We start from the raw sequence: 13,014 nt of genomic DNA, 5'->3' as shown, positions 1-13,014 counted from the left end.
TTTCGATTGGGCACTCTTACAATTGATCAGTCGTGAAATTCCTGCGGCGCGTCACTTGTTTTGACACTTGCCATGACGCGATTAGCTCAACAAGCATTTGCCCTACATGGTTAAGTAGGTCAGGTTGTTTCGTCAGTTGCGTGTGGACGAGACATTGGTTCATGTGAATGTAGATGGTCATAAGCCTTGCGCTATAGGCTGTTTCCTGGTCGGTTGTTGTCATGATTTCAAATAGAAAGTCCTGCGCTTTGCGGAGGGTGCGGTCGCGTTCAGGCAGATTTTGTGCGTTGAACGCTTTTTCGCATTGCTCGATATTTTTATGCATTTCATTAAGCAGCAGAAGTATGTATTCCATCATGGAGAGTGTGGATGTACTTGCTTCTTTGTAGATTTGAATCGCTTTTTCGATATCCACGGTTGTCATTCGTTTTCACTCCAGTTACCTTTTCTTTTTCTATCGGTCAATTTCAGTTCATTTCAAACTTTTTGTACCGATAATAAGTAGGAGAAGGTTTAATTAATGGAGTTGGGGTGAGGATATGCGTCTAAGTCAGGAGCAGATTTCTTTTTCGACGAACCGTTCGCAGCGAAATGCGAGTCAGATCGAGAAGAGTCTTGTGAAGCTTGGTTCAGGAACGAAGATTGCCAAAGGGAGCGATAATGCTTCCGGGTTGTCGATTTCCGAAACGATGCGCGCACAGATCCGCGGGATTTCCCGTGCACAAAGCAATATGCAGGACGGCTTGTCTGTGCTTGAGGCTTCGAATGAAGGCTTGAACAATGTCAACGGCCTGTTGCAACGTGCGCGTGAGCTGGCGGTGATGAGTTCGAATGATACGTTGACCGTGAATGACCGGCAGAATAGTCAGGTCGAGTTGAAACAATTGCTGGAAGCTGTTGATGATACTGCGCAGAAATTGGAGTTCAACACGAAAAACATTTTAGGGCAAAACGCGGAAATGAAATTGCAAGTCGGCGCTAATGCCGGACAGCATATGACGATTCAGTTAGTCGATGTCAGTTCTAAAACGTTAGGATTGGAAGGGGCATCGCTTGAAATGCGCGCGGATGCGGAGCAATTGATCACCACAATCGATAAAGCGATTCAAACGGTTTCCAGCCATCTGACACGTGTCGGCTCGAATATGGAAGCGATTGAGCATCATTTAACGAATGCGCTTGTGTTCGAGAACAATTTGTCCACTTCACTGTCACTGCTTGAAGATACCGATATGGCGAAGGAAATGATGAATTTCGTCAATATGGATATTCGTCAACAAGGGGATCATCTGCTTGTTAATAATGTTAATCAGAATATGCAGAGCGTGATGAATTTGTTTTCGAGGTAAATGAAAAATAAGAGCAGGCATCGCGGTATACATACTCGATGGCTGCTCTTTTTCATGTCGTTTTTTTATAGTTGTCGCAACGCGGTGATTCGGAAACGACGCGGGCAGCTTTGACGACTGTCGACAGGATGTTCGTCGCTCCTTGACGATCCGCGACATGCCCCGCCCGAATATAGGGCTTGTGCATTTCGTTGACGATATATTGTGGTTTCACTTCGTTCAGTGCGATTGCCATGATGTCGTCTTTGCAACGGTCGCAATCGCATGTCAGATGCAGTTCTTTTTCATATTGATGAAGGACATCTGAGATGACTTCTTCCATGACATTATAAACAGACAACACTTGCACCTCCTGCGATCGATCTGGAACGCCAGATTCGTCGGTGTAACCGTTTACTTTATACGTATATATTAATTGTACCACCGATTGGAAAAATTGTGAATTGGAAATTCCAAATATTTCTTTTACGGGCTAGAGAAATGCTTTCGCTTTGGCGTATTGCGAGCGATTATGGAGTTTTAGGAGAATTTATGAGCTTTTAAGAGGGATTATGAGGTTTTAGGAGAATTTATGAGCTTTTAGGAGAGATTATGAGGTTTTCCAGCAGGCTTTGGAGTTCTGCAGGCATTTATGGATTTATCCAATCAAAAAGGATGGCTTCCCTAGTTGTTGGGTGCCATCCTTTTGGTTTAGTTCACTTGTGCTTCCCACTCTTCACGTAAAATCCCCATGCGGATGGAATCGTAGTAGACGCCTTCCCAGTAGCGGACTTTGCGGATGCGGGCTTCCATCGTCATCCCGAGTTTTTCGGCGACGCGAATCATTCGCTCGTTACCTGACCATGTTGTGAGGCCGACACGGACGAGCGGCATTGTGTCGAATAGATGCTCGATCCACATTTGGAGTGCTTTTGTGCCGTAACCGCCACTCCAATATGTCGGCTCATAAATGAGGATACCCATTTCCAGCCATAGTGATGGCTCGTGCTCCCAGTAATAACTCACCATGCCGATCAGTTCCCCGTCCGCTTCGATTGCCCAGTAGTCTTCCTGATCGACGATGCTGTTGCGCCGCTCCAAAAACTTTTCATACGATATCGCTGTATGCGGATAATACGGTGCATCCCATTTTTTCCATTCGGGATTACTTTCTTTGAATGTCAGTTCCCACATCCGGTACAAATCGTCTTCACGTATCGGCCGGATCGTTACATTATCTATACTATAATTCACTTCTGTTCCTCCAATATTCACGATACGGGTGGAGGCAGCGCGGTCGATTTACAAATACTTTTCGAACCAGCCAGTGATTTCGTTTAATCGCTCGATGCGCAAATTCGGTTTCCCTGTGCGCGACAGATTATGGTCTGCCTCCGGGAAGCGGACGAATTCCGTTTCCTTGCCCATACTTCGTAATGTAATATACAGTTGCTCCGCCTGTTCGATCGGGCAACGGAAATCTCTTTCTGAGTGTAGGATTAATAATGGCGTTTCCACGTTTTCTGCGTATTTCAGTGGTGAATGCTTCCAAAGTGTATCGACGTCACGCATATTCGCGCCGATTTGCCAGTCACTGAAGTAGTAACCGATGTCGGAGACGCCGAAGAAGCTAATCCAGTTACAGATGGAACGTTGTGTAACCGCCGCCTTAAAGCGATTCGTATGACCGACAATCCAGTTCGTCATGAACCCGCCGTAGCTTCCGCCTGTCACGCCAAGTCGATCTGCATCGATCCACGCATTGTCTGCAAGTACTGCATCTAGACCAGCCATAATATCTGCATAGTCCCCGCCACCGTAATCGCCGCGTACGCCGTCGACGAATTCCTGCGTGTAACTGTGACTGCCGCGCGGATTCACATAGAGAACGCCCCATCCTTGCGCTGCGAGTAGCTGCATTTCATGGAAGAACGTATTCCCGTACATCGCGTGCGGGCCGCCGTGAATGTTGACGACGAGTGGATAGTTCTCGCCCTCTTTGAAGTCAGCCGGTTTCATGAGCCAGCCGTGCACATCCCAGTCTCCCTGCCCTTTGTACGTGATCGCTTCCGGTTCAATGAGCTGTACTTCATCTACATAGTCTTTGTTGAATGAAGTGATTGCTTCCCGTTCACCAGTCGTTATCGTCTGCTTATACAGTTCACCCGGGTTCGTCGAGCTGCTGACTGCGATAACTGCAGTCATGCCGTCCTTCGTAATGTCATAGCCGTACACTTGCTCATTCTCCGCAGTGGCCGGATACATTTCTCCTTCAAGCGTCGCAAAATACAGACGTACATCCCCCATTGTCGAGACCGGGAAATAGAGATGATCGTCTTTCGTCCATACAACACTTGGCATATTCGCCGCTTGCTGGTGATCCGCAACCATATGATCGCCAACTGGCGCGTCCAGGCTTTCCGTCACATTAATCGTGTTGCCGCGCTTGACGTCATAGACGTATACATTGCCATGCGTCGCGTTTTGGAATCCGCGATCCGAACCGACGAATGCAATTGAGCTATCGTCGAATGAAAAACGTGCTCCTCCGTAATACCCTTCTTCATCGATGATGACTGTTTCTTCTTTTGAGTCGATATCGACTAAATAGAGCGGCTGACGGAATTCATAATCCAGGTTTTCTTCACGGTTCACGCCCATGACCAACTGCTTGCCGTCATGTGAAATCGCCTGCAAGGAATGCTGATGATTCCCTTCCGTAAACTGTTCCACTTCTTCCGTTTCCAGATTAATGACACCGATTTGGCTATACGTATCTTGCGGCAGCAAGCCTACGCTGTCCATTTTGTATTTCATTTTCGTTACGCGTACCGGTTCAGGTTTTTTCTTTTCATCCTTATCTTCTTTGTCTGTGAACGTTTTGCCTTCTTTCACAGTCGCAGTGAACCAGATTTTCTTTCCACAAGGTGACCAGTGGAAGCTGGATACGCCTTTTTCAAACGTCGTCAGTTGCTTCGCTTCCCCTCCGCGGGCAGACAGGACGTATACCTGATTTTTCTCGTCGCGATTCGACAAAAACGCAATTTGCTTGCCGTCCGCTGACCATTTCGGTGAAGAGACACGGTGTTTGCCGTATGTCCATTGTGTCGTTTCGTTTGAATTGAGATCGATATGGAACAGGTTTGCGATATAGCTATTTTCCTCTTCATCGATATGCGTTTTGACGAACACCGCCTCGTTGCCGTTAGGCGATACATTCGGATCCGTTACGGATTGGAGTTTGAATAAATCATTCACTTCTAGTTTTCTAGTTGTCATGTTGCATTCCCCCTTCATTGTTCATACGTACATATTTCGACACCCGTAGCAGTTTTACCTTCATTGGAATGAAAAAAACCTTCCCGTCATTAACGGAAAGGTTTCATCTATTATTGTTTCACTTGGTCTTTCAGCGATCTTCTCAAGATTTTACCCGTCGTATTCTTCGGTAATTCTTCGAGGAAGTCAATTACTTTCGGTACTTTGTATTTGGCGAGACGTTTTTCGCAGAACTGCTTCAACTCGTCCTCCGTTACGTCAGATCCTTCTTTTAGGACGACAAATGCCTGCACTTCTTCACCGAAGTTCGTATCCGGCACACCGATGACAGCCGCTTCGACAATTTCACGATGTGTGAATAACACCTCTTCGACTTCACGTGGATAGACGTTATAGCCGCCGACAATGATCATATCTTTTTTGCGGTCAACGATATAGAAATAACCGTCTTCATCTCGGCGTGCCAAGTCGCCCGTATACAGCCAGCCGTCGCGAATTGCTGATAATGTCTCTTCCGGCATTTTGTAATAGCCTTTCATGACGTTCGGTCCTTGAACAACGAGTTCGCCGACTTCATTGACACCGACTTCTTCGCCGTATTCGTCGACGACTTTATTCGTGACGTTGACAATGTTCGTCCCGATGGAACCTGGGACGCGGTCACGGTCGAGCGGGTTGAAACATGTAACAGGTGATGCTTCCGACAGACCATATCCTTCAGAAATACGCACATCGAACTTCTCTTCGAAATTATGCAGTAAAGCGACTGGCAATGAAGAGCCACCTGAAATCGATAGTCTCACTGTATCGAAATCGGCTGTTTTGCCTTCCGGATACTGGTACATGAAATTGTACATCGTTGGCACGCCCGCAAATACGGTTGCTTGATTGTTGCGGATTGTTTCAAACACATCGCCAGGACTGAAGCGTGGAACTAACAGAATCGTAGCCCCTTTCAATAATGGTGCATTGACGACAACCGTCAGCGCAAATACATGAAAGACGGGCAACGTCGCAACGACACGGTCATCTTCCGAGAACCCTAAATATTCACTGACGTCACGCGCGTTCGAATAGATGTTTTTATGCGTCAGCATGGCGCCTTTAGGATAGCCTGTTGTTCCGGATGTATAGAGAATGATAGCGGTTTCATTTTCATCTACATCAATCGGCGCAAAGTCCGGTCTTCCTTTTGCGATTAGCTGAGAAAACAATTGTGTTTTCGCTTTTGCCGCTTCCGGTAATGCCGCCACTTTTTCAACGACATCCGCACTCGTCTCGCAGATGATATAGTGCTCGATTGACGGGAACATTGGCGCCGCCTTTTCAACTAACGGCAATAACGCGTCAAGTGCGATGACGACTTTCGCATCACTGTTATGTAGAATGTAGGAAATTTCGTCAGGTGAATAGATTGGATTGATCGGAATCGCAGTTGCACCGATTCGCATTGTCGCATACAACGAAATAAGGAAATGCGGTGTATTCCCGAGCAGGAATGCAACGTGATCGCCTTTTTCGACGCCTGCGCCTTGAAGTGCCGTCGCAAACATTGAAATGGACTGGTCGAATTCGGCATAGGATGTATCTTTCCCCATGAAATGATAAGCCGTCTTCGCAGGTTTCAACTTCGACGTTTCGTACACTCTCGTTACCAAACTCATAATTAATAAACCCCTTTCATGAATGAATGGTGATTCATTCAATATACCTATCATTATATAAGAAAAGTGAAGAGTTCACAATACTTTTAAACAATATACTTAAATTACAATAGTATGACGTCTTTACAAGGTTGATTATTTTATTTCACAATAATCAATTGCGCATCGACTTAATGATGTGAGGAAGGAAAATTTAACCGTTGGGGATACCTGGTTTATTCAAAAAACATGAAAAAACACCGGTTGTTAGTCCGGTGTTCGAATATGCGCCAAATAGCGCCAGCGTATGAGATAGAAATAGATGATTTGCAACACGGTAAAACCAGCTAACACCGTAATCAGTTCACGGACAACTGAAATTTCTGCGAGCGCGTCCCAAATGACTTGCAAAGATAGGAACGAAAACGAGCTATGCACGAGTGCGACTGTCCACGGTACAAAAAATTGCGGAATCAGCTGCCTGTTGACGACTTTCTTAAATTCCCGATCCGTAATCCCCATCCGTCTTAGCACGTCAAACTGCTTGCGGTCGCTTTCAAGGGATGTATACAAGCGGAAGTAGATGAAGCTGCCCGCTGCAAGTAGAAAGACGCCTGCAAGTAATAGGCCTATCACTAACAGCAGTGTAAATGTCGTGCGCATGACAGAATAGTTCAAGCCTGGATTATCGAAATAGAAAGTTGGCTCATAATCGTTCCCCAACAAAATCGATTCACTCATCGATTGGCTAATTCCAAGTCCGATCGTTTTCGTTTCCTGCCAATTTGGAATTTCGAATGCATGATAGACGAATAGCGGTTCCTGTTGCATCGATTCGATCGTCCGGTAATCTTCATCATTCAAGATGATGGCATTTGTTCCGATGGCATAAGCGGGAAACAACTGATTCGGATACGCCCCGTTCACAGTGACGACGAGCCCACTGTCTTTTAGTATCGTTTTAACGGACTGCTGATCCAGTTGTTCAAATGTCGAATGCGTCGGCGGCAGGAACAGCGCCTGCCCTTTTGCTAATTGGAAGACAGGCTTTCCGAACGCTTGCGCCAACCGGTTGATATGAGCGAGTTGGACAATATTGACATTGTTTCGTGTCATTGACGATTGTTGCTGCAACACAGGAAAACGGACATATGTGTAATCGATATTCGCATCCCGCAATTCTTTGCCAAGCCTGCTGACATGCGCCTGCTCAAGCTCGTTGCCTTCATAACTCTCATAAACGAGTCCGAGCGGATTCACTTCCCTGTATTGCGAGGCAAATGACGTGAGCGACGCCAATATACCGACGGACATAAACGCCACCGTCGAAACGATTGTCACGATGAAGAACATACGGGCGTTTTCCTTCAGCCTGACAACCCCTTCGGATATCGCGAGTAACCGGAAATGACGCCAGTAAAATTCTTTTCGTACTTTAAACAAATGGAGAACGAGAGGCATGGAATCTGTGAAGAAATAATACGTCCCGATTGTGACAAGCGGCGGCAACAAAAAGATCAGCTCAACGACAATACTATTCGATGTAAACGCCGCGAGAACATATGACAGACCGAGTAGCACGAGACCGAGCATGCCCCGCACTTTCGAATAACTATGCGGTTCTTTATCATGCCCTTCTCCACGCAACAGATCATAGACTCTCACATTCCGGATGAATACAGGCGCGATAAGCGATATGAGAATGAACAGACTTAAAAATGCACCGACCGTCAACGCGAACGGTTTCCATGATAAGTAAAGCGGTAATGCCGGAAACATGACGATTCGTTTAACAATCATGAAAAAGAATTTCGAAAACATATACCCTAAAAACGTCCCAACACCGATCGATGCAACACCAATCAGCAATGTCTCTGTGAAAATCAGTTTATGCAGCTGCCGCTTCTCCATCCCGAGATGCAACAGGATGCCAAATTCTTTCGAACGCGCCTGCAGGAAAGCACGCATTGAATAAAACAAAAAAAACACCGTAAATATGTATAGCACGATATCAGCTGCACCCATGCCAAGCATAGCGATGTCTCGAAGTGGACTCGCTTCAATTGTCGGATGAAATAACAGCATCGTATTCAGGAAAAACACCATGACGGAAAAAACACTTGCCATGAAAAAGGCCGCATACACGCGACGGTTCCGTACTACATTTCGAAAAGCGAACTGACGGAACGTCATATCGCGCCACTCCTTTCCCATTTCGACTACTTAGCGTAGCCGTAAATCATTCACATTGCCTCCGAGCAAGCTAAGTACATTCAAAATACGTTGAAAAAATGTTTGACGGCGTTCATCTTTATGGATTTCATTAAAGAACTCTCCATCTTTAATAAACAACACCCGGTCACAATAACTTGCCGCAATCGGATCATGCGTCACCATAATGATTGTCGTCTTGTCTTTATCATTAATACTGCTTAGTAATTCCAACACTTCTTTCGCTGAATTTGAATCGAGGTTGCCCGTCGGCTCATCCGCTAAAATTAGTTTCGGCTGATGAATGAGCGCACGACAAATGGCAGTTCGTTGCGCCTGACCTCCCGATAATTCATCGGGTCTTCGGTCAAGAATTCCGTCAAGCCGCAACTGATGGGCCAAGCGTGCAATTCTTCTTTTCATCTCAGCAATCGGCAAACCGTCAAGCGTCAATGGCATGACAATATTCTCTTCGACCGTCAGCATTTGGAGTAAATTGATATCCTGGAACACGAAGCCGAGATGATGCCGCCTAAACAGCGCGAGCTCATTCGGATTGAGCGCTTCCGGCTCCACCCCGTCGATGACGACCCGGCCGTATGTCGGCATGTCGATTGTCGAAATGATGTTCAGCAACGTTGTTTTACCACTGCCCGAAGGCCCCATGATGGCGATGAATTCGCCTTCTTCCGCTTCAAAATCGAGGCGGTTCAGCGCGCGGTGCATCACTTTGCTTTCATAGATCTTCGTCACTTGATTCATCTCTACAATCACTTTGTTCGCCATCTGTTCCACCCGCCTCTCCATTCATGAATACAATCTTCACCGATGTGCCTGTGCCCACTTCCGATTCAATCGACAGCGGATGACCAAGCTTGCCGCACACTTCTGCCGCAATATAGAGCCCCATCCCTGTCGATTCGCCTGTCAGACGGCCGTTTTCACCCGTGAAGAACGCCTTCGTCACACGTTTTAAGTCAGACGCTGGAATGCCTACACCTTCATCACGAATCGTCAATTCAAACCCGTGCTCCGTCCGTTCTACAAACATATACACATGCTTGCCTTTTTCAAACGTATATTTCACAGCATTCGTGATAAATTGCCCAATGACAATCTTCAACCACTTCGGATCAGACGCCACAACGAGCGTTTCATCAATCGAAATAACCGGAAACACACCATTCGTAATGAACAGACGCTTATGATCCGTCACAATTTGTTGGATGAGACTTTTCAATTCCACTTGTTCAATCTGCATATCTTCCTCAAACGTCTCTAGCCGCGCATTGACGAGTACCGCGTCAAGCCCGCGCTGCAGCTTCTCCACCTCTTCATGAATGCTCCGCTTATCCAACTCACCATCCTCTTGGAGCAACAGACCAATGACCGAAATCGGCGTCTTCATCTGATGCACCCATTGATTCATGAAATGCAATTGCCGATGCTGGGACGCATACAATGTTTGCACTTCATTCTGATACAAGCCGTACAAACTCCGCATGAACGCTGCAGACTGCAACTGTTCCGGCGTTTGCACATGACGGACAAGCGCATCTTCCATTCGTTCAGGCTTTTTTGTAATCGCGTTATAGAAAGATCGCCTCGTTATGAACTTCGCAATGAGAATGCCAGCAGTCAAAAGCAAGCTCATAATAATCGAGTAAATCGCCGTATTTATCCCGCGGAATCCGTCCAACCAATAGAGCAACAGAATGAATGACACGAGCGCCATTTCGAAAATGATCCAAGATAAATGTTCTTTCAGAAAAAGGACAATCTGCTTCATGATTCCTCCGGCGCAGGCAACAGCCGGTACCCTGATCCGCGCACTGTTTCCACAACGGACCGCACACCGTAATCGACGAGTTTTTTCCGCACACGCGTCATATTGACGTTCAATGTATTTTCATCGACAAATGACTGGTCGTCCCATAATTCTTCGAGGAGCGTCTCGCGTGACACGACTTTCGGCGACGCTTCCATCAGCAGTTCCAAAATGACGCACTCTTTCTTTTGTAGCGGGATGATTTCGTCACGCAAATGTAGTTCCATCCGCTCGATGAACAATTCGAGCGCGCCGAGCTTCACAATTCGCTCACCTTGACTCGGTGCATAGGCACCAAACGCCCGTCTCAAGTGACTCCGTATCTTCGCAAGGACGATTTCATAATGGAAAGGTTTCGTTATGAAATCATCACCACCATTTTCCAGCGCAAACACTTGGTCCATATCACCCGACCGCGCCGAGATGAAAATGATGGGACACATCGTTTGCTGTCTTAGTTGGCGACACCAATAATAGCCGTCATACGAAGGCAGATTGATGTCGAGCAAAATTAGATGCGGATCGAACTGCGCGCTTTCTTCGACGATATTCTCAAAATCCTCAACAATCGCCACATCATACTGATACTTCCGCAGCGTCTCCGCCAACAACTGCGCAATCTTCCGATCATCCTCCACGATGAAAATCCGGTCATTCCCCATCGCAAATCCCCCCTTACTAGTCCATCCATTATATCGCAAAAATGAAATTCCCGCAGAAGCTACCCCGCTGGGAATCGCGAAGAAGATTGTTGTGTGCGATTCACCTGAAATTGTGCGTTACGCAAACAATTGGAGGTGAATCGCAATCAATTCGGCATGCCTACAATTAATGCAACGCAACGAAATCAAATGCTGTTATAACACAAGTAACTCCACAGCTTGCAACACAACCATTATTAAAACCAAGATTAATATGTCAAAAGCTTTCTGCGCGGCTGGGAAAGATGTCGGACGAAATATCGCCCGCGCCCGTAAACGACTCAACCGCGCCCATAAATGTTGGCGGCGCGCTCGTAAACGACTCAACCGCGCCCGTAAATGTTGGCGGCACGCCCGTAAATGTTGGCGACGCGCTCGTAAACAGCTCAATCACGCCCATAAATGTTGGAGACGCGCTCGTAAACGACTCAACCGCGCCCGTAAATGTTGGCGGCACGCCCGTAAACGACTTGACCGCGCCCGTAAATCTTGGCGACACGCTCGTAAACGACTCAACCGCGCCCGTAAATGTTGGCGGCACGCCCGTAAACGACTTGACCGCGCCCGTAAATGTTGGCGACGCGCTCGTAAACAGCTCAACCACGCCCGTAAATGTTGGAAACACGCCCGTAAACGACTCAACCGCGCCCGTAAATGTTGGAGACACGCCCGTGAAAGTAGCCGGTACACCTAGCTACGCTCAAACGTATACTAAGACAAAAGAAAAAACCGGTTTTCACCGGTCTTCCTGTCACTCAATAGATTACGTTAACGAATTCTTCTGCTGTAATACCGCCGAGCAGCTTCGGAATATCCAATCCGTCGATAGCTTTTGCGATTGCTTCGCGGTTATATTGCACGTCGACTAGACTGTCTTCGATAACTGTCACTTCACCGACGCCGAAAAAGTCTCCATAAATTTGGACGTTTTGGATGACGCCTTTTTCAACTTGCAAGCGGACATCGATGCCGCCGACAGGGAAACGCTGGGAGTGCTGGACATTGGATTTTGGCGACTTGCCGTAATTCCAATCCCAATTGGCGTAACGCTCTGCCGAAAGTTCATGGATTTTTGTCCAATCGTCATCTGTCAGCTCCATATACTGGACGTTCTCTTCGCCTCCGAAAATCGATTTCAAAATTTCCATCCGAAACTCTTCAATCGTCATTTCGCCTTCGATGAATTCCGAAATATTCGCGACACGGCTGCGAATCGATTTAATGCCTTTCGATTCAATCTTGTCTTTTCGGACTTTCAAAGCGGAAACAACGCGTTCAATTTCCGTATCGAACATGAGTGTTCCATGTGTGAACATCCGCCCTTGTATCGCAAATTGCGCATTGCCGGACACTTTTCGTCCTTCTACCAAGATGTCATTTCGTCCAAGTAATTCTGCTTTTACACCCATCTCGCCAAGCGCTTTCACAACCGGCTCCGTAAACTTCTTGAAATTGCGGAATGATTCACCATCGTCTTTTGTGATGAAACTGTAATTCAAGTTGCCGAGGTCATGATAAACCGCGCCGCCACCTGATAGTCTGCGCACAATATGAATCCCGTTCGCATCAACGTATTCTGTATTAATCTCTTCAACTGTATTCTGGTTTTTCCCGATGATGATCGATGGTTCATTAATATAAAACAGCAAAAATGAATCTTTTTCGATGTCCATATTTCTTAACACATACTCTTCAATCGCAAGGTTAATCCGCGGATCTGTAATTCCTTTATTATCAACAAAATACAAATGAATCGCTCCTTATGTAAATACTTCTTCTTTATTTTATCTGAAAAGAACAAATAAGTGTTGACATTTGTTCCGCTGTTATAATACACTGACAATAACAAATTCAGTACTAGCACAAAAGGAGATGGAATGAATGGTTGAAAGCATTGTTGAATTCTTCAAAAACCTGCCACCTAAAGCCTGTGCCACTTGCGGAACTGATATCGACGAACAGCATGAGTGTTATAGCAATCAATGCGACTCTTGCAATATTCTCTAATTTTTTTGGTTTATCTG

Annotated in this window: 13 protein-coding genes; 2 read left to right on the top strand and 11 right to left on the bottom strand. The window is 46.4% G+C overall.

Going from position 1 to position 13,014, the window contains the following annotated elements:
• Window positions 1–16 precede the first annotated feature (16 nt).
• Window positions 17–424, bottom strand: coding sequence for a flagellar protein FliS (locus QWT69_RS04245; protein WP_317969283.1), 408 nt, complete (start codon window positions 422–424; stop codon window positions 17–19).
• A gap of 115 nt (window positions 425–539) precedes the next feature.
• On the opposite strand from QWT69_RS04245, the gene QWT69_RS04240 reads away from it, so the two are divergent.
• The gene (locus QWT69_RS04240; RefSeq protein ID WP_317969281.1) at window positions 540–1,349 is read left to right on the top strand and encodes a flagellin; all 810 of its coding nucleotides are present in this window, start codon (window positions 540–542) and stop codon (window positions 1,347–1,349) included.
• A 52-nt stretch (window positions 1,350–1,401) separates the two neighbouring features.
• Here QWT69_RS04240 and QWT69_RS04235 read toward each other — a convergent pair whose 3' ends face one another.
• From QWT69_RS04235 to lplA, 10 genes are all read right to left on the bottom strand, one after another.
• Entirely contained in the window at window positions 1,402–1,689 is a 288-nt protein-coding gene (locus QWT69_RS04235; protein ID WP_317969280.1) for a late competence development ComFB family protein, read from the bottom strand.
• Window positions 1,690–2,039: 350 nt separating this feature from the next.
• Window positions 2,040–2,522, bottom strand: a complete 483-nt coding sequence (locus QWT69_RS04230) for a GNAT family N-acetyltransferase (protein ID WP_431312337.1) — start codon at window positions 2,520–2,522, stop codon at window positions 2,040–2,042.
• A gap of 108 nt (window positions 2,523–2,630) precedes the next feature.
• Window positions 2,631–4,607, bottom strand: a complete 1,977-nt coding sequence (locus tag QWT69_RS04225; RefSeq protein WP_317969276.1) for a S9 family peptidase — start codon at window positions 4,605–4,607, stop codon at window positions 2,631–2,633.
• 110 nt (window positions 4,608–4,717) lie between these two features.
• Entirely contained in the window at window positions 4,718–6,271 is a 1,554-nt protein-coding gene (locus QWT69_RS04220; protein ID WP_317969274.1) for a fatty acid--CoA ligase family protein, read from the bottom strand.
• A 246-nt stretch (window positions 6,272–6,517) separates the two neighbouring features.
• Entirely contained in the window at window positions 6,518–8,443 is a 1,926-nt protein-coding gene (locus tag QWT69_RS04215; RefSeq protein WP_317969272.1) for an ABC transporter permease, read from the bottom strand.
• Between the two features lie 30 nt (window positions 8,444–8,473).
• Complete coding sequence (locus QWT69_RS04210; protein WP_317969270.1) at window positions 8,474–9,247, bottom strand: ABC transporter ATP-binding protein; 774 nt, start codon at window positions 9,245–9,247, stop codon at window positions 8,474–8,476.
• Entirely contained in the window at window positions 9,198–10,250 is a 1,053-nt protein-coding gene (locus QWT69_RS04205) for a sensor histidine kinase (protein ID WP_317969268.1), read from the bottom strand. The genes QWT69_RS04210 and QWT69_RS04205 overlap by 50 nt, the downstream gene beginning before the upstream one ends.
• Window positions 10,247–10,951 carry a response regulator transcription factor gene (locus QWT69_RS04200; RefSeq protein ID WP_317969266.1) on the bottom strand — a complete coding sequence of 235 codons (705 nt, stop codon included), beginning with the start codon at window positions 10,949–10,951 and terminating at the stop codon, window positions 10,247–10,249. Before QWT69_RS04200 ends, QWT69_RS04205 begins: the two co-directional genes overlap by 4 nt.
• Window positions 10,952–11,207: 256 nt before the next feature.
• Window positions 11,208–11,657 (bottom strand): hypothetical protein, encoded by a 450-nt coding sequence (locus QWT69_RS04195; protein WP_317969264.1) that lies wholly within the window; start codon window positions 11,655–11,657, stop codon window positions 11,208–11,210.
• Window positions 11,658–11,745: 88 nt separating this feature from the next.
• A complete protein-coding gene (gene lplA, locus QWT69_RS04190) occupies window positions 11,746–12,738 on the bottom strand; it encodes a lipoate--protein ligase (protein WP_317969262.1) in 993 nt (330 codons plus the stop codon).
• Window positions 12,739–12,871: 133 nt separating this feature from the next.
• On the opposite strand from lplA, the gene yhfH reads away from it, so the two are divergent.
• On the top strand, window positions 12,872–12,997 hold the full coding sequence (gene yhfH, locus QWT69_RS04185; protein WP_317969260.1) for a protein YhfH: 126 nt from the start codon (window positions 12,872–12,874) through the stop codon (window positions 12,995–12,997).
• The last annotated feature ends 17 nt before the right edge of the window (window positions 12,998–13,014 follow it).

It is taken from the genome of Sporosarcina oncorhynchi (genome assembly GCF_033304615.1).
GTDB lineage: Bacteria > Bacillota > Bacilli > Bacillales_A > Planococcaceae > Sporosarcina > Sporosarcina oncorhynchi.
Note: the sequence above shows the minus strand (reverse complement) of the source record. Positions and strands in the feature narration are given on the sequence as shown.